Annotated in this window: 16 protein-coding genes, 1 tRNA gene and 1 CRISPR repeat array (1 of these 18 only partly in view); of the genes, 2 read left to right on the top strand and 15 right to left on the bottom strand. The window is 43.3% G+C overall.

The annotated features are described in order from the left end of the window. A CRISPR array of direct repeats spans positions 1–1112; the repeat unit is 28 nt; unit sequence TTTCTAAGTCACCTGAGCGGTGATGAAG (it extends 3417 nt beyond the left edge of the window). Between the two features lie 182 nt (positions 1113–1294). The 10 genes from cas6f to JMX63_RS04800 all read right to left on the bottom strand — a co-directional run bounded on the left by cas6f (position 1295) and on the right by JMX63_RS04800 (position 12339). Further along, positions 1295–1915, bottom strand: coding sequence for a type I-F CRISPR-associated endoribonuclease Cas6/Csy4 (cas6f, locus tag JMX63_RS04845; RefSeq protein WP_227673239.1), 621 nt, complete (start codon positions 1913–1915; stop codon positions 1295–1297). 3 nt (positions 1916–1918) lie between these two features. After that, on the bottom strand, positions 1919–2944 hold the full coding sequence (gene csy3, locus JMX63_RS04840; protein WP_102093769.1) for a type I-F CRISPR-associated protein Csy3: 1026 nt from the start codon (positions 2942–2944) through the stop codon (positions 1919–1921). Positions 2945–3019: 75 nt separating this feature from the next. Continuing rightward, complete coding sequence (gene csy2 / locus JMX63_RS04835) at positions 3020–3991, bottom strand: type I-F CRISPR-associated protein Csy2 (RefSeq protein ID WP_102093767.1); 972 nt, start codon at positions 3989–3991, stop codon at positions 3020–3022. After that, positions 3988–5364 carry a type I-F CRISPR-associated protein Csy1 gene (gene csy1 / locus JMX63_RS04830; RefSeq protein WP_102093766.1) on the bottom strand — a complete coding sequence of 459 codons (1377 nt, stop codon included), beginning with the start codon at positions 5362–5364 and terminating at the stop codon, positions 3988–3990. The genes csy2 and csy1 overlap by 4 nt, the downstream gene beginning before the upstream one ends. Before the next feature lie 277 nt (positions 5365–5641). Continuing rightward, complete coding sequence (cas3f, locus tag JMX63_RS04825) at positions 5642–9130, bottom strand: type I-F CRISPR-associated helicase Cas3f (RefSeq protein WP_201571275.1); 3489 nt, start codon at positions 9128–9130, stop codon at positions 5642–5644. Beyond that, a complete protein-coding gene (cas1f, locus tag JMX63_RS04820) occupies positions 9131–10126 on the bottom strand; it encodes a type I-F CRISPR-associated endonuclease Cas1f (protein WP_102093763.1) in 996 nt (331 codons plus the stop codon). It lies immediately after the preceding gene. Between the two features lie 174 nt (positions 10127–10300). Then, on the bottom strand, positions 10301–10618 hold the full coding sequence (locus JMX63_RS04815) for a hypothetical protein (RefSeq protein WP_101211223.1): 318 nt from the start codon (positions 10616–10618) through the stop codon (positions 10301–10303). 10 nt (positions 10619–10628) lie between these two features. Further along, positions 10629–10919, bottom strand: coding sequence for a hypothetical protein (locus JMX63_RS04810; protein ID WP_102093761.1), 291 nt, complete (start codon positions 10917–10919; stop codon positions 10629–10631). Continuing rightward, the gene (locus tag JMX63_RS04805; protein ID WP_102093760.1) at positions 10916–12112 is read right to left on the bottom strand and encodes a site-specific integrase; all 1197 of its coding nucleotides are present in this window, start codon (positions 12110–12112) and stop codon (positions 10916–10918) included. The genes JMX63_RS04810 and JMX63_RS04805 overlap by 4 nt, the downstream gene beginning before the upstream one ends. Positions 12113–12123: 11 nt before the next feature. After that, positions 12124–12339, bottom strand: a complete 216-nt coding sequence (locus JMX63_RS04800) for a hypothetical protein (protein WP_045447035.1) — start codon at positions 12337–12339, stop codon at positions 12124–12126. 117 nt (positions 12340–12456) lie between these two features. Between JMX63_RS04800 and JMX63_RS04795 the strand changes: the two genes are divergently transcribed. Continuing rightward, a complete protein-coding gene (locus JMX63_RS04795; protein WP_102093774.1) occupies positions 12457–12684 on the top strand; it encodes a helix-turn-helix domain-containing protein in 228 nt (75 codons plus the stop codon). 229 nt (positions 12685–12913) lie between these two features. Here the strand turns inward: JMX63_RS04795 and JMX63_RS04790 are convergent. Further along, a tRNA-Val gene (locus JMX63_RS04790) sits at positions 12914–12990 on the bottom strand. 311 nt (positions 12991–13301) lie between these two features. Between JMX63_RS04790 and JMX63_RS04785 the strand changes: the two genes are divergently transcribed. Continuing rightward, positions 13302–14279 (top strand): glutathione S-transferase family protein, encoded by a 978-nt coding sequence (locus JMX63_RS04785; RefSeq protein WP_201571274.1) that lies wholly within the window; start codon positions 13302–13304, stop codon positions 14277–14279. Between the two features lie 90 nt (positions 14280–14369). Here the strand turns inward: JMX63_RS04785 and hemB are convergent, their stop codons facing one another. The 4 genes from hemB to JMX63_RS04765 form a co-directional block, all read right to left on the bottom strand. Next, complete coding sequence (gene hemB, locus JMX63_RS04780; protein WP_102093756.1) at positions 14370–15377, bottom strand: porphobilinogen synthase; 1008 nt, start codon at positions 15375–15377, stop codon at positions 14370–14372. 439 nt (positions 15378–15816) lie between these two features. Then, entirely contained in the window at positions 15817–17631 is a 1815-nt protein-coding gene (locus JMX63_RS04775; protein ID WP_201571273.1) for an efflux transporter outer membrane subunit, read from the bottom strand. Further along, positions 17628–20858, bottom strand: coding sequence for an efflux RND transporter permease subunit (locus tag JMX63_RS04770; RefSeq protein WP_102093753.1), 3231 nt, complete (start codon positions 20856–20858; stop codon positions 17628–17630). The genes JMX63_RS04775 and JMX63_RS04770 overlap by 4 nt, the downstream gene beginning before the upstream one ends. A 34-nt stretch (positions 20859–20892) precedes the next feature. Further along, positions 20893–22296, bottom strand: coding sequence for an efflux RND transporter periplasmic adaptor subunit (locus tag JMX63_RS04765; RefSeq protein ID WP_201571271.1), 1404 nt, complete (start codon positions 22294–22296; stop codon positions 20893–20895). Positions 22297–22457 lie beyond the last annotated feature (161 nt).

Here is a 22457-nt window from a genome sequence, read left to right as displayed (position 1 = left end):
ACTATTTCTAAGTCACCTGAGCGGTGATGAAGGGTCTGGCACTTAGCAATGAGCAGTCATTTGATTTCTAAGTCACCTGAGCGGTGATGAAGGAGTGCTTTAGTGGTGACGAGTCTTTTTATAATTTCTAAGTCACCTGAGCGGTGATGAAGACTTTGTCGGCAAACTTAAACGGCATTTTAATTTTCTAAGTCACCTGAGCGGTGATGAAGAGGTCACAAAAGACACGCTAGATAAATACACATTTCTAAGTCACCTGAGCGGTGATGAAGGAATATCTGAATAACCACAGCGCCAAGCTCACTTTCTAAGTCACCTGAGCGGTGATGAAGCAAACGCGCCCGTAAATGTCGCGCCGTTGCTATTTCTAAGTCACCTGAGCGGTGATGAAGACGGACACCAAGACAGGCAAGCGGATTGTAGATTTCTAAGTCACCTGAGCGGTGATGAAGCGCCAAAGAAGTGATTGCAGGTACGATGTATCTTTCTAAGTCACCTGAGCGGTGATGAAGCTTGGTTTAGATGAGACAGGCTACTTTGTTGATTTCTAAGTCACCTGAGCGGTGATGAAGACCTATGCCCTCGCTAATGAGGGCTTTTTTATTTTCTAAGTCACCTGAGCGGTGATGAAGTGCCAGTGTAACCGCCAGTCTTGAAGCCTTTATTTCTAAGTCACCTGAGCGGTGATGAAGTCAGGCGCTTGCAATGTTTGACCATTTACCGATTTCTAAGTCACCTGAGCGGTGATGAAGAACTGCTGTTAAAGCAAGCGTTTGGCGGTAATTTTCTAAGTCACCTGAGCGGTGATGAAGTTATAGCAAGAGTGACAGCAGCAGGGGTGATATTTCTAAGTCACCTGAGCGGTGATGAAGCAATGATGTTTTAAGCACTCAATACACTAACGTTTCTAAGTCACCTGAGCGGTGATGAAGATGGAGAAGGCGAAGAAAAAGGCTTCGTAGCATTTCTAAGTCACCTGAGCGGTGATGAAGATTAGCGGATTTACCAATGCGCTTGAAAAACTTTTCTAAGTCACCTGAGCGGTGATGAAGTGGTATCAGTGCTGGTTCAACGGTATGCCAAATTTCTAAGTCACCTGAGCGGTGATGAAGAGGAACTATACCTCAAAAAAGACAGTTATAACAAGGCGCGGAGGGCAAAATACCCTAATTTACCCTCCAATTTTCATATTGTCATAACTGTTTGATTTTATTGCAAGTTTTTAAATAGATTAAAAAAAAGGTTTTTATACCCAATTAAAGGATAATTCATCATTACCCTTTAACTTTATCTACTACCACTGCGGCACAGTAACGTTATCGCGCATGCCATTCATACCGTATACATTAAAACCACCAGTTACGTCCTGTTTACTAGGTTGTTGTAAAATTTGCAATGGATAATGGGCTTTATTGCTTTCACTAAACATTCTGATAAAAGGCAGCTTTAATTCAGCTTTGCGTTTAACAACTATCGCCATTGCCTCGTCATTGCTAATCTCCATTTTTTTGGCTAGAGATTCTACTTGTACCTCTATCGGTTTAAAACGATAGCGGTGTACACTCACGTAGCCCGTTATTTTATCTATAGGCACGTCTTTGATGCCTTTGATATGCACGTAGTCAGTAAGCCGCGATAGCCAGTTATCAAGATTTAGCGTTTCTAAATCTTTTTGGTTAGAGGCAAAGACGCGAAGCTTTACTCCCAGCTTAGATGACTTCTCCTTTTTATCATCATAATGATAATCAGGGAAGCTGACACCGATGGATTCGATGTCATGTTTATTCTTCATTTCAGCTAGCGCAATGTGTAGCTGGGTAAATAGCTTACTCCAGATAAAGTAGGGCGCAATATCAGGGTCAGGGATGATGGTTAACTCGCAGTAATGGGTCAGGCTTGAAGTTGCATCACTCATAAATTACTCCTTGCCACTGGCACCAAACACGCCGCCACGGATAAGCACACCCATCACGTAATGTTGTTGCTCGGTACTTGGCGCATCACCTTTTAATACCCAATTATCGAATAGGCTATAAAAGTCCATCTTAGCTTTAGGCTGACGGAACGCTGTACCTAATGTGGTCACCGCGCCATATGGCTCAACCGCAATAGGAAACTCGGCATTAGGATACCAGTCATCGATAGTACGAATAGCATTACTGACCTTTTGTGAGTGCATACCTGCATTATCCTCAGAGCCTTTGCGGTCACTGACACGGTAAAGCACTTTACTCTTTTTGCTACCTGTATCAAGTATCAATTCTTGTGACGGATAGACTTCTTGACCATAGCCGATGACGGCGTGTGCTTCTACGTATAAAATGATAAATTCATTACCATCTAGACCTGCTTTGATCCAGTCTGCGACTTGTTTGATATTAGCGTCATCACTGTTAAAATCTTTGAGACCATAAGCTTTTGCATCGTCAATAGTAATGGTTTGTCCATTACATTTAACGGTGACTTTGATGCTTTCAGTACCCACACGGTTGCGCCATAACCAACGCGCGTTCAGCACGTTAATCGCATAGCGCCTTGCCAATTCATCTACGCCTTGAGCGTCGATATAATCAGTAACCACTTGCTCTAAAGCCTGTTGATAGTCTTGATCATTACAGACGTTAGGCTTACCAGTGAAAGGTAGTACTTTCAGGCTAAAGCGCGCAACTAAGGTATCGTTGTTCTCATCTAGTGACGCAGAATCTACCTTTTGTAAATTAGCTTTTTCGGTCTCGGCATCTAGTTTGGCAGGGTCATTAGTAATAGCATTTTTTAGACGATTGCTTATCGTTCCGCGAACTGATTTTTCTTTAATAACGACAGGCGACGGCATTGCAGCTTTATCAGCTGCTTGGCTATTAGTCTGCCATAGGTAAGCATCTGATACGTCAAGGTTACGCTCAAAAGCGAGGACGGATGCAGTTTTTAGGGCTGATTTTGACATGAGTTTCTCCATAAGAATAAAAGTTAAATTGAATGTATCGTAAAAGTTAAAGGATTTAGAAAATTAAAAATGTGATTAAAAGTCTTGCTGCTGGGTGACCAAGTACAGAGAATCATCGGCGTCATAGTGGTAACGCCAAAAGGCATTGACAATATCATGCTCACCGCCGATGCGATTTAAACGCTGTGGATAGATCCATTTGCCAAGACTATATATCGCTTCGACATATTGGCTAGGGTATTCGGGATTACGTACGTTTTGCATCACACCTGCATCATAACGATCAGAAATTCCTTGATATCCTATAGGCATAGGGACAAGCCAACCGTGACCACTCTTACGCGAAGTCGTCAACCATTTGGTATCGCCATTTTTTTGAGCTTCTGGAATATGATGTAGCGCGCAAACGTCTATTAAGGCATCTAAAGGTGCCGCATCTGGATTGTCTTTTTGTACGTCATTAATAATTTGAGCAAATTCATCTTGAGCATCCATTAATACAAAGGCAGGTAATAGCTGCGGTATGACGGCACTAATATCGCTACTATCAAAATATTGTACGGGCTCAAATCGAGCCAATCCGCGTACACTACCGCCAGCCATACGTTGTTGTTGAATCCACTGACTAGTCTTTTGGATAACAGACGCTTGCTGCTCAGTCGTCAGTTGAGTGTCTGCCAATACTTCAACTACAAAACTCATTACTAAATGGCATTTGCCTTCTTCGATGATAGAAGCTGTTTTACCGTCTTTTTTAATAGGGTTACGCGTTTGATTAAAGGTGTAATTATTATAAGAGTTTGGGCGATACATCTGCGGCTGACAGTCATGACAGGCCAGTAATACGCCACCTAACGATACGTTAGATAGTTGCTCATCATCCGCCATTTTGCGCGACATCGCATGAAAGCTACCCAAGAATCCAGTGATAGCTGGAAAGCCATAAGTAAGCGGGCTTGATATGGTATTTGCCCCATTAATAACGACCTTTTTGAACAGCAAATAGCCAATCACTCCGATATCGTTGTCATCATCTATACGGCTCATAAAAACACTCCTTTGCCTGCGCGCTCATAGCGTTTTTGCATATTTTCAATCTCACGCTCCCAGTCCAAATGCTCGGCATCGCCAAAGTCGCTGGCAATGGCTTTAAATTCAGCTTGCATCAAAGTATTGAGCCAACGGGAAAAATCATGAATAATTTGGTGATGCCAAGCGTCAGTTAGTTCACGCTCAGCTTTGAATTCCTCCTCGCCCTCAAGATCAGCGCGTTTCGGATCAAGCCAAAGCTTCTCGTGTCGCTCAAGCTCATAGTCTTTTGACCATCCCGCGGGCATATCGGTACGAATGTCTTCTGCGGCTTTGAATAATTTATGTAGTAACTTATCAATAGCAAGTTTGCGCGCATCTCTGACATCGACAAGATTGCGCGCACTTTTTATAGACTCAAAAATCTCTTTAATAGCTTCGTGCGCGTTATATTCCATAGCTGTGCCAAAAATACTATTGGCAAATTTGGATAATTTAAACGAGCGTTCTTGTTTGATAATGGGTGGAAGTGAAGGGAGAAGATAATTACGACCACCTTGTTTACTCATTAACAAGCTAACGTTTTGCGGCTTAGTACCGCCAAGCTGAAGGGTCGCTAAATCATTCAAGGTGATATAAGGCTGTTGATCGGCGGTTTTTTTAAAACGATTATCACGGGCAGCTTTATTGTCCTCAGAAAATTTAAGATGATTGATACGCTGATAGACTTCGTGAGTGAGTACAGAGGGGTAGAGCGGAACAATATTAATATAATCAAGCTCTTCTATGTCCGCGCCTTCGTAGGCGTTGGTTACCCAAAGCGTTTGTTTATTACGTTCATGGGTGACAGGGTTTGTAATAAAGTTTTGCAATGCTTCTTTAAAAGTCTGCTGATAGGTATTAGCCAGTATTTTATCGCTGGCAAGTGAGGCAATAAAATCAACATTATCCGCTAAAATAAGGTCACGAATTTTAGTCGTCTCATCTACTTCAAAATCGAAGAAAGCGGCAAGGGGCAGGGCTGCGGCATTACCGTTAGCATCGATGTAACTGCTGTCTATTGAGTGCGTACCTACGATAGTTTGCGATAAATTGTCTACTGTATCAAAGCTAACATTATCGCCCTTAGCGTCAGGATGAACGCCCTTTGAGATATGCGTACCGAAGTTTAGTTGCTTTGCCATGCGAGTAGCCGCATCAGCAATCCAGTTTGCAATGCTATATTTTTCTTTGGCATTTACTAACGCTTCTTTTAGTTCTGTGACCTTGTCGTGGTCGCTACTTTCAATTGCTTTAGAGAGCTGTTTTTGCTCAGTATCCGTTTTTTTATCATATTGGCTAATAAGAAATGCTTTGACAGCACCGCTTGCTAGCTCTGAAGATATATCCATCAAAATTTTCTCCTTTTATAATGCACAAAAATTTTTTATTTACAATATTAAAGCACGTAATAATTAATAAGTAAACCATGTTATAACTGGTATTTAAATAAATATTAGAGATATCAGTTATGTTTATAAAAGACGCTCTGTTATAATTTGATTGCACCGCTCAGGTGGCTTAGAAAATGTTATAACTGGTATTATCTTTCACCACCGCTCAGGTGGCTTCTAGCAAAAGCACGGTTAACGCCGTGCTTTTTTATGCAGACAATTAATGGGCTAAAACCTATCCACGAACAAAACCAAAAAATTCATGAAACATCCAGCCACTACTATTGCTAGACTTAATGCTATCAAGCGACACTGATGAATAAGTGATGGCTAACGAGCGCAAACTCTTATCGGGCTGGGATTTTTGCAAGTCTTGTAAAACGTCATTCAAGGAGACAGTCAGCCATGGCTTTATTTGTTCGTGCTCAAAATTAAAGGCTAGCGGTTGAATGGTTTTATTGTGGGTGCTAGATTTGGCTAAGCCTTTTTCAAAGACGTCCTCGCTATAATAAGTATCAAAGCCCATGCTCGGCATGTCAGTATCCTCGTCATCATTGACCATTCGTGGAATCAATAACCAATCGTCTTGCGGCGTTCCTGCTCTGAAAGGACTGATTTGCTGCAAATGCGTATGGGTACGATTGGCAGTAGCCTTGCTATCCCAATAGGCGTTGACATAATTAAGTTTATGGTTGTTTAATAAATGCTGCATGACGCGATGTTCAAGGTCGCTTAACGTTTCTATGGTTTTGTTTTGAGACCTTGAAATTCTAGGTCTTGAATCGACTTGTGCTAGCTGCTCTTGAGTCATCAATTTATTTAAATCGTAGCTTGGTGGCTTAAATAGCGTGGTCTCAAACCCTGGATGCGTGAAAATGGGTCGCTTGCTATTTGCATGTTTAAAGTAGCGGATATTATATTGCAGCAGTAAGATGTTCGGTTCATTGGCGAGCTTTTCAGGACGATGCCGCCAGACACGTCCTGCCAACTGAATGATAGAGCGCATAGAAGAGGGTTCGACGATCGCCCAGTCATAATCATGGTCGCGACCAACTTCGGCAACAGGGGTGGCTAGAACCATAAAGATATGTTTTTTAGCAGGCTGATTAGCAATGGCTTGTTCAATCTCAGGATGATTAAAGATATTGGTTTTCGAGTCGCTACGATCTAAGATTCTATCGAGTTTATTCTCTAACGCATTACGGAGTAGCAATAGCTGCTTGGCGTGATAGCACACCACATGTATTATCGTATTATCTGGTACAGCTATGTCGTCTGCTTTAAATAACTGCATGGCAATATTAGTAATGTTATTGATATTGGCGACGCGCACCAACCCGATACTCACTTGCGTATTATCACTAGATTTTTTCTGATTAGAATTAGGCAGCACCTCGTGATGCTTATCATGCAAGCTTATGGCAGCATCGACCAAAGTTTGTGCCAAAGCGCTATAAAACTGTGTCGCATTATCTTTGGTGTAAGAAGCTGAAAAGGGCAATATTTCTGCCTGACGTCTAACGGGCTGCTTGGCTAAATAGCTGGCACGCTTATCACAAAATTGTTTATGGGTATTTTGAAAGGCATCAACATCAGCGCATTGCTCGGATAGCATCGCTTTAGGTTGTTCATCAAACCAGGCACAGACTATTTTAGGAGTAGGCTTATTTTGGCTTTGGTTAAACAGTTTGCGTCCTTCCATGTAAGCTTCGAATAATCCTGTTACTAAGTCAGGCGTCAGAGTGGCAGAAGACAGCAGAACACGTGTGCCAAAGAGTCCGGCAAGATGCACCAAACGCGAAAGCGCAGGCAAGTCCGCTTGGTCAAAATCATCAGGCTCATCAAGTATCAAATCGCTACTCAGTAGACGCAGCATCGGTGCAATGTATTTACCGCCACGTTTGCACTCGCTTGCTTGGATAATATGGTCAACGGTACAAGTCACAATCGGCGCAAATATTAAATCGCGCGCTTTAGGACTGGCAATGACAGTATCGAGATTCAGCGTCTCATAGTCCTGATAATCGATATCGCTATCAACAAACTCATCTAATAAATCCTCGCTAGACTCACTACCAAAGGTCTCTGATTCATTATCAGGCTCGTCGTCTTTTTTATATTCGCTGATAATATCTGTAATATCATTAGTCTTATTGTCGTATACCAGCTCAAACAGTTTTTTATTCGCGCTGCCGCCAACTAATATGGCTAATTGGTCGCCTTGTAACTTCAAGTCTTTACGAAAGCTTAGCCCTGTCTGTAAAGTTAAAATCCGCAGTCCTAATGCAATGGTAAAACGCGCACCTTTTTTAGGGTCAGCTAAAGCATACATAATACGAGCATTACCGATGGTTTTACCTGCGCCTGTCGAGGCCATATTTACCCCGAAAAATCCATGCTCACGTGTCGCTTCTTGCAAACCATAGCTCATTTTAAATGCTTGGTTTTGCCATTTAAAACGCTCTATGCCAGTCGGCTTAGCCAATGGATCGTGATTGCGTAGGGTAGGCATTTCGCTAGCAATAATAGGTAGCGCGCGGCAGAAATGAGCGGTAAAAGCACCCACGCCCAATAAATGCTCCTCTAATGACTGTTTTACAGTGGGCGTGCTAGCGGTTCGGTCAGTGTTGGCAGCTAATTTTTTAAACTGGCTATTAACAGTTATACAACGTGAGTCATTTTCTTTTAGACTGGAATAATTATGATCACCTACCATTAAACATAAACGCGATAAATGGAGTAAAAACGGATCACTAATAGCCTTTTTGTTATCAATTGCTTGCTGACTAATTTGCATTAATGCAGGATCATTGAGTGCTTTTTTAGACCAGCGTCTGATATTTTTTTGCCATGCACGGCTATTAATCACTAAATGCTCAAATTGCCAAAAGCTTTTTAGTTGAGCTTTACTCATTTCCTCTAACGATTTTGGATTTTTGACCCAAAAGTCAAAAGGCGTTAACTTGCTATAAAACTGTTGCAAATTTTGCTTATAAGCTAGTGTTTCTTTGGGCTGCTGCATACGTTGAATGGCGGTAAAGGAATGAAATACTTTATCCGCAGGTGGCAATCGATGGTGGGTGACAATTAACCACGCGACCCACTGGGCAAGGGGCGGCATTGCTTCTATGTTGACGGTATCTTGATTGGCTTTAGACAGTAATCTTTCTATATCGTTATTTTTCAGCCAATCATCTAACTGCATCAAACGTTCAAGCCATGCCTCATCAGTAGCGCAATCAATAATCATCAGCTCAAACAGTTTTAATGATATCCACTCATGCCGATAAGAGTCGCCTTGTTTGCTACCGACAAGGAGCTTGTTTTGAAAGCCAATGGTTGATTTACCGATATCATGAAGCAGGGCAGATATAGTGGCAATAATCTGAATACTACTGGCATAGCTCCACTCATTTTCCCATTCACTGTGCAAGATGTTTCTTTTGGTACGGTTCACAGGAACAATTCCAACCTCATTAAACTTACGCTTATTGCCCACTACCCATACCAGTTCAGTCAGCTGGCGTGTCTTATTACGATGACAGCTTACCGCCGTCGACTTAGTCGCTGAGCTGCGTAATAGCTGCTTGACGGTTTTTAGACCTTCCTCAGTAATAGCCGTTTGCCAAACATTATCACCAATCCGATTAGCGAAAGCGTCCAAAATACGCCTAGTTCGACCTAGAGCCTTCTTTTCACATTGCGAGACTAAAGTGACAATCATTTATGCCTCCCAGCTTTTGGTCATAGCAATCTGCTTTACGACTTCGAACTGATAATCCAGTGCCTTATGCTTAGTAAACATATTCAGACATTCTTGACGAAACTCTTGCTCGCTCATGTTTTCGCTGGCACAGATAAAGGCGAGGGGTAGTACCAGTGCATCTTTGATAATATCGGCGATATCAAATACCAATGCACCGCGCCGAGTCTTGCCGTGCATTACCGCAAAGCCATGTGGAATACCTAATGTCCATGCTGTGGTCGCACCTAAACCATAAGCCAAATAGTTGCCGTGATTAAGGAAACCATTGGCCTTATCGATACCTTCATGTTCCCTTGTAAAGCCATCATAGCCCGTATTTTTGGCGGCCAGTTTATAGAGCTGCTTAGTCAAACGCGCTTCTAATTGCAATAAGTGCATGACCTCCATTTGCTGATTGATTTGCCGACTGTTATCTGTGAGCAGGGCTTGCACTGCGTCATTACTGCTATCAAAGCCCCAACGTTTTAGCTCACTGTCTTTATTCCATACCGTTTGTAGATAAGCCAATCGTGCGTGTTGCAAAAGTTTCGCTGCCATCAAACGCTTGTCATCATCCCACCACCAGCTCATCCACCCTTGAATGTATTCTGTTGGACGATACTCGCTTTGTGGCGTCATCCACTCGACATAGACTTCACGCTCCGCACCCATAAATAATGGCGAGCCACCACCACCACAAAAGCCAACTAAGACACCTGCTTGTGATAGCAGTCGCATTGCCGCTTGAGTGATGGAAGTTCCTGTACCGAGCAGGATTGAGGTGGTATTAGCGATAGGAATGTTATAGAACAGATTGGCTTTATCTTCTTCAGTTAGATAGAGAATCCTTCCATCTTTTTGCATTACCCTACAATGGGAAAGGTAGTAAATATTGGCACGTTTAGAGTGCAGAATAGTTTTTAGATCTGATGAGGCAAAACTATTATCTGTATAAGCGTTGCTAGATTTTGCCATAGTAGTTCCGTCCATTGAAAGCATTATAAAGTTTAATACAAATTTACTTTAACGGAACTATGTCGGTAAAACAACGTATAAAAAAGTCTTTACGACAACAGATGTCGTCAGTCAATTAGAAACAATAAAAAGCCAAACAACCTAAGCTGTTTGGCTTTGAATGTTTAAAAAAATTTATCGGTTGTTATGCTCACGCCACACAGCGTGCTCACATACTTCACAACACCAACTATGTTTTGCACGCATATAAGAAATGTCTGCTGGCACCTCTAAAGGGCAAACATAACCACAGTACTCGCAAAGTACATCATCTAGATAAGCAAAACACTGGCCTACCGTAACAAACATAATATGAGGACTGATGTCATACTTCTGACAAACCCCTTCTACATGCTCAATGAAGCCACATTCATTATCGTATGCCCAGTAATCGCTACAGATTTTCAGATCCCGTGAGTTCTGCGTTATATTAGGCTCAAGTCTTAAGCTCATAATATCCTCCTTAGTACCCATAGCCAGTGTGTGGTAGTAGCTCGTAAAGCTCACTCTTCAGCTGACCACGCATCTCATCAAGTACATAGTCAGGATTGGCATCTAAGCGCTTCTGTACCCATACCCGCATTGCCATATGATTATCGAAGCAACTATCAACATTTAAGAACCGAGCCAAACCAATACCTGATTGAATACAGAGTTCACAAATCAAAGTATTAGCAATGTCATTAGCATCGTCACTGACATAACCACTAGGTTTAAACGTCGCATGCAGTTTATCGTAATCAATGATTTTCATTGTGACGTCTCCTTGTCCGTAGATACCTGAGCAATCTGACTGCGATTGACCAATGCTTCAAATGCACTACCATCCTGCCTAGTCATATTCGGTACATAGCGGCTATAAGTGTTGAACAGCATCTTAGTCGTAGAGTGTCCCATTTGGCTGGCTATCCACTCAGGACTTTCGCCAGCAGCTAACCATAACGTCGCTGCGGTATGACGGCTCTGATAGGCATTACGCTTCTTCAGACCCAAAATCTTAAGAGTAGGGTGCCAAACACGCTTATTCACGTTGTTATAGTCAAGTGGTTCACCTGTATGCGCGCAAAATACATAGTCAGAGCGCTCATAAGTTATGGCTTGTTGCTCTAATAGAGCATCATAAACCCAAGGTGACATTTGAATCGCTCGATAAGACTCTTGCGTCTTAGGCGGCACAATCTTGCCCTTAACCAAAGCCTGCTTGATTACAATCTCACGACGATCAAAATCAATGTTCTCCCATATCAGTCCATCAATCTCACTGGTACGCATACCAGTAAAAAAACGTACCAAGTAATAGTTACGGTAGTCTGCTCTCACACCGTTAATAAACTTCCAAACCTCCTCCAGCGTAAAGGGCTGGATATCGGTCTTAGGCTCCTTGAGAGACTTAATATCATCATATGGATTATCAAACTTGTAGCGTTTAGCCGCTTCCTTTAGTATCATACCCAAAGGTACCATAATCGAATTAATGCGTGCCGCTGACAGATGTTTGTTAGCTTTTCCGTAAGTCACTTTGGCGAGGGATGAACGGAAGGCTAATACATCTGTCTTTTTTATGAGATGAATGGGCTTAGTCCCAAACTTAACAATCAAATACATATCAATAATCTCCTTTATTTTGCGCTTATAGGTATCGCGCCATTCAATTTCTTTTTCAAGAAACCATAATTTTGCAAACTGCTCAAAAGAAGGCGTATTAGTGTTGATGCATTCCTTGCGATCGTTCAACGCTACCATTTCTGCCGCTTTGTCACTTTTTGGAAAGTACTTAGCGTAGTTGAAGAGACCTAGGGTGATTTCTGCTTCCATTTTCTCAATCACTTTCTCAAGCTTCTTGCGATTCGCTGGCGTGTCCGTTAAGTTTGTCGTCTCCCGACAGCGTATACCCATATAATAAAAATCGACAACGAGCTTACCGTATCTACTTCTGATGCTAGCCATACTATTTCTCCTTATTGTAGTGCCATGGCATTGATGCTACCGGCGATGCCAGTGCGCATATCTTTTTCAATCTCTTCCCAAATGTACAAAATCTTACGACCACCGAACGGGCGTATATAATGAATGCCCTCAATAAGTACACTATCCTTGAGTTCATTGCGGATAGTACGAGGGTTGTATTTGATGAGCTCAGAAAGCTCTTGGGTAGTTAGGTAGGTATGTGACATAATATGTTCCTTATATAAAGTTTAACTATAATGGTACTTTTAGATACCATGGTTGTAATTTACCATAAATTTATAACTATGCAAGTACTTTTTATAATTATAATTGGAGTTTATAGTATGATAGTTAATCATCTCCCAACTTTGTTAGCTGAAAGAAGGCTTAAAGTAGCGGATGCCGTACGAGCAACAGGGGTAAGCAAAACGACGTTGCATAAGATATACAACGATCAATCATCTAGAATTGATTTCGATACTATAGATAAGCTTTGTGAGTATTTAGAAGTAGAGGTAGGAGATATTTTTGAATATGTAAAAGAGGATAAAGAGAAAAACACTAAAAAATAGGTTCTAGCTTAGAATTTGAAGTAGAGGTCAAAAAGAAGATTTTAATTTTAATGGTTTTTAAGGGTCGGTCACGTTTTGGTCACCATTTGGTCACCGTCGCGTTTTTGAATCATTTAAAGTTGATTAAATAATAGTGATTTTAACTGGATACCAATATAGATTTTCCGCTACAGCCTATATTTTACGGACAAAAAAAAGCCCCAGTCGTTAAACTGGAGCTTTCTAAATTTGGTAGGCATAAGCAGACTCGAACTGCTGACCTCTACCATGTCAAGGTAGCGCTCTAACCAACTGAGCTATACGCCTATTTAGGTTGAGCATTTTAGCAAGTTTCTCAGACTTTGCAAGTCTTTTTTAGCATAAAACTCTTTTATTATCATAATATTTGGTATTCAGCATTATATTAGTGATTAAAAAGTGTTTTTGTATAATTTAACTAAATATTAAATTTAGTAAGTTTAGTTTTTATTGTTAATAAAAGTGGTGATGCTAATGATTAGACCCTTATAACTGGTATGATGTCTTTCTAAATAATGCGATCATCATGATGATAATGACTTAAAGTTAATCATGCTTAGTAAACGTTAAACAAATATTAAAAACAGTTGGAGAATAACATGGGTCTCTTGGTAGACGGGCAGTGGCAAGACAAGTGGTACGAGACAAAAGAGAGTGGTGGCCGTTTCCAGCGTGAGGATGCTGGTTTTAGAAACTGGGTAACGGTAGATGGTAGTGCAGGGCCAACAGGTATTGAGGGCTTTAAAGCCGAACCTGACCGCTATCATCTATACGTGTCGCTAGCCTGTCCTTGGGCACACCGTACCCTTATTTACCGCAAGCTTAAAGGCTTAGAAGACATCATTCCGTTGTCTGTAGTACATCCATATATGGGTGAGTATGGTTGGACGTTTGCAGAAGGTGCAGGCGTCGTTGCTGATCCAGTTATCAATGCAGACTATGCCTATGAGCTGTATACCAAGGCCAAGCCAGACTATACAGGCCGTGTCACCGTACCTATCTTGTGGGATAAAAAAACAAACACAATCGTGAGTAATGAATCATCTGAAATTATTCGTATGTTTAACTCTGCCTTTGATGAGGTTGGGGCACTAGCAGGTAATTTTGTGCCAGCAGAGTTATTACAAGAAATTGATGATATCAATACCTTTGTCTATTCAACTATCAACAATGGCGTGTATAAGACAGGATTCTCTACCACACAAGAGGCTTACGAAGAGGCTGTGATTGAGCTATTTGCGGCATTAGATACACTTGAGACGCGCTTAGCACATCAGCGTTATCTAACAGGTAGCACCATAACTGAAGCAGATTGGCGACTATTTACGACGTTGGTTCGTTTTGATGCTGTTTATGTTGGGCACTTTAAATGCAATCTGCGTCGTATCGTTGACTATCCAAATCTTTGGGGCTATCTGCGTGATTTATATCAGGTACCTGGTATCTCAGAGACAGTAAATATGAATCATATCAAGCAGCATTATTACACCAGTCATGCCAATATTAATCCCACATGTATTGTCCCTGCTGGCCCAGCGATTGATTTTAATGAGCCACATGATCGTGCACGTCTATAGTTTTATTTTAATAGAGTAACCGCATAAAAAAGCCCCAGCTACTAATAGGTAGCTGGGGCTTTTACATTATAAAAGGTAGTTTAACTACTATTAGGCATTGTTTAGCTGGCGGGCCGCTTCTAGAGCAAAGTAGGTCAAGATACCATCAGCACCAGCACGGCGGAAGCCAATCAAAGATTCTAAAATCACTGCATCACTTAACCAGCCGTTTTGAATGGCTGCCATATGCATGGCATATTCGCCAGATACTTGATACGCAAAGGTGGGTACGCCAAAGGTATCTTTGACTTCACGAATCAAATCAAGATAAGGCTGACCTGGTTTGATCATGACCATATCCGCGCCTTCATTGATATCCATAGCCACTTCATGTAGCGCCTCAGCACGATTGCCAAAGTCCATCTGATACTGTTTCTTATGGCCACCTTTCAAGTTGCCAGTACTGCCAACGGCATCACGGAATGGACCGTAGTAGGCAGACGCATATTTGGCTGAGTAGGCCATAATAGCCGTATTCACAAAACCTTCTGCTTCAAAAGCATCACGCATGGCCTTGATACGGCCATCCATCATATCACTAGGAGAGATGATATCTGCACCGGCACGCGCATGTACCAGCGCCTGCTTGACCAATACTTCGATGGTTGCATCATTGATGACGTAACCGCTGTCATCAAGTAGACCATCTTGACCATGTGAGGTATAAGGGTCTAGCGCTACATCAGTCATGACGACCATCTCTGGCACAGCGTCTTTGACCGCTTTTATCGTACGTGCAGTCAGGGCGTTTTCGTCATAAGCGGCGCTACCGTCTGGTGTTTTCAAAGCGTTATCGATCACAGGGAAAAGGTCGATGGTTGTGACACCTTCTGCTAATAACTCTTTGGCATAGTTGATTAGCAAATCAATCGATAAGCGTTCAACGCCCGGCATACTAGCGATGGTTTCGCGCTGGTTTTCGCCTTCTAATACAAAGACAGGGGCAATAAAGTGCTTAGGATGCAGCTCCACCTCACGAATCATTGAACGTACATTGTCGTTATAGCGCAGGCGACGTAAGCGAGTGGCAGGGTATTGACGGTTAAAGGTATAGCTCATAATAATTCCTTATGATTGTTTTAGGGCGTGTTCTCATTTTAAAAATGGTGATAAAAATGAGATAAATTGCAGTCAAACAAGGAAAATAGCGCAGATAATATCGGGATATTAACCAGCTATTTAACGATGTTTGGCAAAATTTAGCCATTTATAGCCCGTTTAGATATGATCAATTGAATTGAGGACACGCCCTAATAGTTATCATATTACATGGTTAAAATAATATCGCTATAAGCGGTATTTTATAGAATTAGCTTATCAAAATCTGTGCTTTATAAGTGGCTGTATATAAAGAGAGCTTGCATAAAGTGAGCCTACTATAACCAAAAGACGTTAATAAAAGCAAAAATCCCCACCACGTTAAGTCGGTAGGGCTGATAGTACGTATCGACTGTCAATGTGATGATAGAGCTGCGTCATCAGATCAAGGCTGGGTCATTTAAGGCTCAACAATCTGGGTCACAGGAACTTGCTCAACACTATTGTTATTGAAGCGAGTCTCTTCAGTGACCACGCCGACAGCGGCATCCTTTTTACCATCATCATTCACATCGACGATAGCAGTCGGTTTGAAAGTAGTCGTTTCTACCGCTTGCGACTGCTTGATGGCGACAGCTTCTTGCGGTGTAGTCACACGCGCTGAACCAGCTGCTTTGATGGCGTTTGTCGCTTTGGTTTTTGCACTAGTAGCAGTTCCAGTGACAATCTGCGCCAAGTTAGTGTGCTGCGGTACAGGTATGACGGTCGGTACATCAAGATTCGCTCCGCCACCAAGCGCTTGGTACAACTCAATCTGGCTAACGATTTTCTGTAGCTCTAAATCTAGGATACCTTGCTGAGTAGAGAACAGTGAACGCTGAGCGTCAAGTACGTCTAAGTAATTGTCCAGACCTGCTTTAAAGCGTGCATCTGCTATCTGATATGTCTGTTCAAAATTATCCTGCAGACGATACTGCGCCTCTAACTGCTCACCGAGCGTCGCACGCGTGGCAAGTACATCTGACACTTCGCGGAATGCCGTTTGAATAGAGCTCTCATAACTAGCAAGCGTTTGCTCACGTTCGATTTGAGCCACATCATAGTTGGCATCTAAACGGCCTGCATCAAAGATAGGGACGCTCACGCTAGGTCCAAACGACCAGCCAACGGCACCATTTTTGAACAAGTCATTTAAGCTGCCGCTACTGACACCCACACTACTGGTTAAGCTAATAGATGGGAAGTAAGAGGCACGGGCCACTTCGATATTCGCACCAGCAGCTTTTAGGTTGTATTCTGCCTGTAGTACATCAGGGCGATAGCGTAGTAATTCACTTGGTAGACCAGCATTGAATATCTGCTGGCTAGTGATATTACTGACGGCAGGTGTTGGGATAAGCTCGTTTGGAATCGCGCCACCAACCAAGTACTGCAATGCATTGCGTGATTGAAGAACGCTGGTCTGTGCACGTAATACGGCAAGCTTAGCACTTTCAAGAGAGGCAGCAGCCTGCAATGAAGGCAGTTTTGCATCAATACCTGCTTCAAAACGTTTATCCGCGATAAATAGCGAACGCTCACGACTCTCGACTGTGGCTTCAGCCAGTTTTAACTGCGCTAAGCTGTAGCTTAGATTGGCGTAGCTTTGGGCAATATTACTAATCAAGCTGATTTGGGTCGCATCTTTGGCCGCCGTAGTCGCCAAAAAGTTCTGCAATGCTTGATCTTTTAAGCTTGAGATTTTACCCCAAAAGTCGAGCTCGTAATTGGCAAGACCCAAGTTGACACTGTAGCTACTACTAGCGTTTCGATCAGTACGATTCTGTGCTGAGCGAGTATAACCAGCACTGCCGTTGATAGCTGGTAAGTCGTTAATATCGGTAATCTGATACTGTGCACGTGCTTTTTCAATCGCTAGGCGCGCACTCTCAAAGTCTTTATTGTTTGCAAGACCGAGAGCAATCAGACCTTTTAGACGCTCATCGCTATAAAAATTCTGCCAGCGCTGACTGGCAATGCTTGCTTGGTCAGCACTACTGACAGTCTCTTTATCAAATGCACCGTAAGATTCCTGCATAGGGATATTCGGCTCTGCTAGCACAGGACGCATATCCGCTTTTGGAATGGTGTTACAAGCGGCCATGCTGATTGCCAATGCAGTCAGCCCTAACAGGCGGCCACTGTTTTTGCGCAAACGAGATAGTGCTGGCTGCGCATCGATAGCTGTAATAGCTACCGATGATGAGTTGATGATAGATGTTTTTTGAGCACTCATTGTGTATTGTCTCCAAGACTTGCAGGCTGATAACTCTCAGAAGGTGTTGGGTTATGCGAGTTAGGCGTACCATTGCCACCATCTTTATCATTGGGTGTATTGTTCTCATATTTATGCGGGAACGCACTACGCACCCAGATATAGAACATTGGGATAAAGAAGATACCTAAGAGGGTTGCTGTGATTACCCCACCAACAACACTAGTACCAATAGCGTTTTGACTGCCTGAACCTGGCCCATTCGCCAAGAATAATGGCACAACACCCAAACCAAAGGCAAGTGAGGTCATGACAATCGGACGCAAACGTTGGCGTGCTGCGGTCATGACGGCCTCTCTGAGACTGTAACCTTCCTCTTGGTGTTCTTTTGCAAACTCGATAATCAAAATGGCGTTTTTGGCGGATAGACCAACGACAGTCAGTAGACCAACTTGCAAGTAGATATCATTGGCAAAACCACGTAGCCAGGTAAATATCACTGCACCCAATACCCCAAGTGGAATCACTAGTAGCACAGAGACAGGAATAGACCAGCTCTCATACAACGCTGCCAAACATAAGAATACAACTAGGATTGAAAGCGCATAAAGCATCGGCGCTTGGGCACCTGATTTTTGCTCTTCCAATGACATGCCTGTCCACTCATAACTGATACCTTCAGGTAACTTGTCTATCATCGCTTCCATCGAGCTCATTGCTTCACCAGTACTTAGTCCTGGTGCGGCGCTACCTTGGATGTTCATGGACGGTAGGCTGTTGTAACGAGTAAGACGCGGTGAGCCTGACTGCCACTCACTACTAGAGAATGCATCGAACGAAATCATATCGTTCATGTCATTTCTTACATACCATTTACCAATATCATCAGGGTTGGTACGGCTGCTGGCTTCACCTTGTACATAGACGCGTTTGATACGGCCACGATCGATAAAGTCGTTAACGTAGCTTGAGCCCCACGCTGTTGAAATGACACTATTGATATTGCTTAGTGACAGGCCATAAGCCGCCGCTTGTTCTTGATTGATGTTTACTTTAAGTTGTGGCGAATCTTCTTGACCGTTAGGACGTACACCAGCTACTTGGTCGTTCTGTGCAGCCATACCTAAGAGCATATTTCGAGCTTCAAGTAGCCCATCATGTCCGAGGTTGCCACTGTCCTGAATCATTAAGTCAAAACCACTGGCATTACCAAGCTCGGTAATTGCTGGTGGTACGATGGCAAATACTTGTGCTTCGTTTAGCTGAGTAAAGAAGTACCCCATCGCTCGACCAGCGACAGCCTGAGCGGTATTTTCATCGCCCGAGCGTTCCTCCCAGTCTGATAAGCGCACAAACGCTAGACCCATATTCTGACCTTGACCTGCAAAACTAAAGCCTGCAATGGTAAAGACCGAAGCGATATTATCAGTTTCTTGGGTATCGTAATAGTTTCTAACTTTATCCAATACGTCTTGCGTCTCATCTAACGTAGAGCCAGCCGGAAGCTGAACCAAGGTAAACATAATGCCTTGATCTTCTTCTGGTAAAAACGAGCCTGGAATACGTAAGAATACGACCGCCATGATACCGATAATGGCTGCGTAGCCAATCATGTATAACCATTTAAAACGAATACTTTTGCCGACAAAGTTTTCGTACGAACGGCTAAGTTTGAAGAAGCCGCGGTTGAACCAACCGAAGAAGCCTTTTTGCTTTTCGGTACTGCCTTTTTCATGACTTTTGCCACGTTTTAGCAAGGTCACACATAGGGCAGGGGTGAATACAAGCGCGACCATGGCAGAGAGCACCATGCTGGTAATCAGCGTAATAGAGAACTGACGATAAATCACACCTGTTGAGCCGCCAAAGAACGCCATCGGTACGAATACTGCAGACAAGATAAGCGCAATACCAATAACGATTTTACTGATTTCACCCATCGACTGGATAGTTGCATCTTTGATAGAGATGTGAGGATCTTCTTCTAGTATTCGCTCGACGTTCTCTACGACGACGATCGCATCATCGACCAACAGACCGATGGACAATACCATGGCAAACATGGTCAAGACGTTGATACTAAAGCCTGCAATATACAACACTGCAAAGGTACCCAAGAGTACGACAGGTACGGCAAGGGTCGGGATAATGGTGGCACGCCAGTTCTGTAAGAAAATGAACATAACGATAAATACCAACACAATCGCTTCAATGAGGGTCATAACGACTTGTTCGATAGACAAGCGTACAAATGGTGTGGTGTCATACGGAACGACTGAGGCTAGACCAATTGGGAAGTTTTTTTCCAGCTCAGCCATACGTGCGCCGACGGCTTCACGAGTCTCAAGGGCGTTTGCGCCACCAGCGAGTGAAATACCTAAACCGGCTGCTTCTTGACCATTGTAGAGAGAGACAACGCTATAGTTCTCACTACCGATTTCGACATCTGCTACATCACCCAAGCGCACTTGCGCACCAGAAGTGTCCGTTTTTAGTAGAATGTTTTTAAATTCTTCAGGCGTTTGAAGATAGCTTTGTACAGTAACAGTGGCGTTGATAACTTGTTTGTCTGTGTCGGCAGGTGCTTGACCCAATTGACCAGCAGATACCTGAGCATTCTGTGCTCGTATCGCATTGACGACATCTGAAGGTATCATGTTGTAGCTACGTAGGCGTGATGGGTCTAACCAAACACGCATCGCATAAGTAGAACCAAAGACCTGAACTTCACCCACACCCTCTACACGACTGATCGAATCGACGACATTAGAGTTAATATAATCGGCAATATCTGCCCGATCCATGGTGCCATCTTCAGAAATAAATGCTTGCACCATCAAAAAGCTGCTAGACGATTTATTGACGTTGACACCTTGACGCTGAACAGACTCAGGCAAGGAGCTCATCGCTGCTTGCAGTTTGTTCTGTACTTGTACTTGAGCTGTGTCAGGATCTGTGCCGTTTTCAAAGGTAAGCGTCACTGAAGCACTACCATTTGACGAGCTCGATGACGACATATACATCAGACCATCGAGGCCTTTCATACGCTGCTCAATGATCTGTACTACTGAGTTTTCTACGGTTTGCGCATTAGCACCAGGATAGCTTGCACTGACCGAAATAGTCGGCGGTGCAATACGTGGATATTGTTCAATCGGTAGATTGATAACGGATATTACCCCGATGAGCATGACCAAAACAGCCAGCACCCATGCAAAAATAGGGCGATTAATAAAAAAACGTGACATAGTATATCCCTAAGTCTTCCTGTCTTGAATGGAATTAGTTGGCAGCGGCTTCTGTTGGTTTTTTGGTAGAAGTCTCATCGCCAGCTGGCTTTTTATCCATCGTTTTTGCGGCTTGCTGCGGCGTTTTGGTATTAGGCGCATTCTTTGCAGCAGCTGGTGCTGGATTTGCACTTTCTAGTGGTTTGGCGACCACCTCTTGGTCAGGCTTGACCTTAGCACCGCCAATCACAACCACTTTGTCACCTGCTTTCAAGCCTTCAGTAACGACCCATTGTCCATCGTAAGTACCATTAATGGTGACCGGACGTACTTGGATTTTGTTATTTTCGTCAACGATATAGACTTGCGTCTCACTCTTAGGCGTACGAGTGACCGCACTTTGCGGAACAAGAGCTGCATTGGTAATAACACTCTGTGTCAAACGTGCCGTGACATACATACCTGGTAGCAGGATGTTATTGCTGTTTGGGAAAATAGCACGCAAAGTGACAGCGCCTGTTGACTCGTCAACTTTGGCTTCCGACAGTGCAAGCTTACCGCGTACTGGGTAAACAGAACCATCTTCTAGCACCAATTCGACTGAGTTCATGCCTGGCTGAGCTGAGCCGTCTGCTATTTGCTGACGTAGCTTGAGCAACTCAGAAGAAGACTGGCTGATATCAACGTAAATAGGGTCTAAGCGTGAAATAGTCACCAATGGATCTGCTTGACCAGCGCTGACTAGAGTACCAGCAGTGACGCTAGAGCGATCAGTACGACCAGTAAGCGGTGCACGTACGATTGTACGGTTTAGATCTAAGGTACTGGCTTCCAAACCTGCTTTTGCGGTCTGGATGCCTGCTTTTGCACTCTCAATACCTGCTTGAGTTTGACCGACAGCGGCGGCGGCACTTTGTACAGCTGCTTGTGCCGTACGTACGGCTGTTTGTGCTTGCTCATATTGCTGCTGTGAGATGGCGTTGATACTGACCAAGCCTTGTAGACGCTGCAAGTCATTTTGCGCTTGAGCCAATGACGCTTGTCGGCTGACTAACTCAGCTTTTGCGTTTGCATTGTTTGCCAAAGCTGTCTGATAGTTAGCCTGTGATTGCTGTACGGCAGCTTGGCCACTCGTTACAGATGAGGCATAGTTGTCGGTGTTGATGCGATACAGTGGCTGACCTTTTTTGACGTTGCTTCCTTCACGGAATAGTACTTCGTCAATCACACCGTTGACCTGTGGGCGGACGTCAGCAGTTTGATAAGCTGCAGTACGACCAGAAAAAGTTTGTACTTGAGGGACGGTATCGAGAGTGACTGTCTGAACGTTGACAACCGCAGGCGGCATTTGCTGCTGTGCGGCTTGCTCACCAGCGGCGTCCTCGTTTTTGTCACAGCCAACCAGTACAGCTCCAGATAGTACAGATGCTATTACAAGCGAAAGATAAGAGTGCTTCATCAATGTCCTCGGCAATATATATAAATAGTGACAGTATAAAAATCGATCAATAAGTTTGGCGTACTGAATATAAGGGTCTTGCTAATGCTAAATAAAGAGCATAAATAGCCTAAGCTGGCGCTATTTACTCCAGTTTCAGATGTTTCCGTTAGCGAAATATG

It is taken from the genome of Psychrobacter nivimaris, assembly GCF_904846365.1.
GTDB classification, from domain to species: Bacteria; Pseudomonadota; Gammaproteobacteria; order Pseudomonadales; family Moraxellaceae; genus Psychrobacter; species Psychrobacter nivimaris_B.
Note: the sequence above shows the minus strand (reverse complement) of the source record. Positions and strands in the feature narration are given on the sequence as shown.

Bases quoted from the DNA above. Each gene is read 5' to 3' on its own strand.
- cas6f (WP_227673239.1), bottom strand. From the start codon at position 1,915: ATGAGTGATGCAACTTCAAGCCTGACCCATTACTGCGAGTTAACCATC.
- csy3 (WP_102093769.1), bottom strand. From the start codon at position 2,944: ATGTCAAAATCAGCCCTAAAAACTGCATCCGTCCTCGCTTTTGAGCGT.
- csy2 (WP_102093767.1), bottom strand. From the start codon at position 3,991: ATGAGCCGTATAGATGATGACAACGATATCGGAGTGATTGGCTATTTG.
- csy1 (WP_102093766.1), bottom strand. From the start codon at position 5,364: ATGGATATATCTTCAGAGCTAGCAAGCGGTGCTGTCAAAGCATTTCTT.
- cas3f (WP_201571275.1), bottom strand. From the start codon at position 9,130: ATGATTGTCACTTTAGTCTCGCAATGTGAAAAGAAGGCTCTAGGTCGA.
- cas1f (WP_102093763.1), bottom strand. From the start codon at position 10,126: ATGGCAAAATCTAGCAACGCTTATACAGATAATAGTTTTGCCTCATCA.
- JMX63_RS04815 (WP_101211223.1), bottom strand. From the start codon at position 10,618: ATGAGCTTAAGACTTGAGCCTAATATAACGCAGAACTCACGGGATCTG.
- JMX63_RS04810 (WP_102093761.1), bottom strand. From the start codon at position 10,919: ATGAAAATCATTGATTACGATAAACTGCATGCGACGTTTAAACCTAGT.
- JMX63_RS04805 (WP_102093760.1), bottom strand. From the start codon at position 12,112: ATGGCTAGCATCAGAAGTAGATACGGTAAGCTCGTTGTCGATTTTTAT.
- JMX63_RS04800 (WP_045447035.1), bottom strand. From the start codon at position 12,339: ATGTCACATACCTACCTAACTACCCAAGAGCTTTCTGAGCTCATCAAA.
- JMX63_RS04795 (WP_102093774.1), top strand. From the start codon at position 12,457: ATGATAGTTAATCATCTCCCAACTTTGTTAGCTGAAAGAAGGCTTAAA.
- JMX63_RS04785 (WP_201571274.1), top strand. From the start codon at position 13,302: ATGGGTCTCTTGGTAGACGGGCAGTGGCAAGACAAGTGGTACGAGACA.
- hemB (WP_102093756.1), bottom strand. From the start codon at position 15,377: ATGAGCTATACCTTTAACCGTCAATACCCTGCCACTCGCTTACGTCGC.
- JMX63_RS04775 (WP_201571273.1), bottom strand. From the start codon at position 17,631: ATGAGTGCTCAAAAAACATCTATCATCAACTCATCATCGGTAGCTATT.
- JMX63_RS04770 (WP_102093753.1), bottom strand. From the start codon at position 20,858: ATGTCACGTTTTTTTATTAATCGCCCTATTTTTGCATGGGTGCTGGCT.
- JMX63_RS04765 (WP_201571271.1), bottom strand. From the start codon at position 22,296: ATGAAGCACTCTTATCTTTCGCTTGTAATAGCATCTGTACTATCTGGA.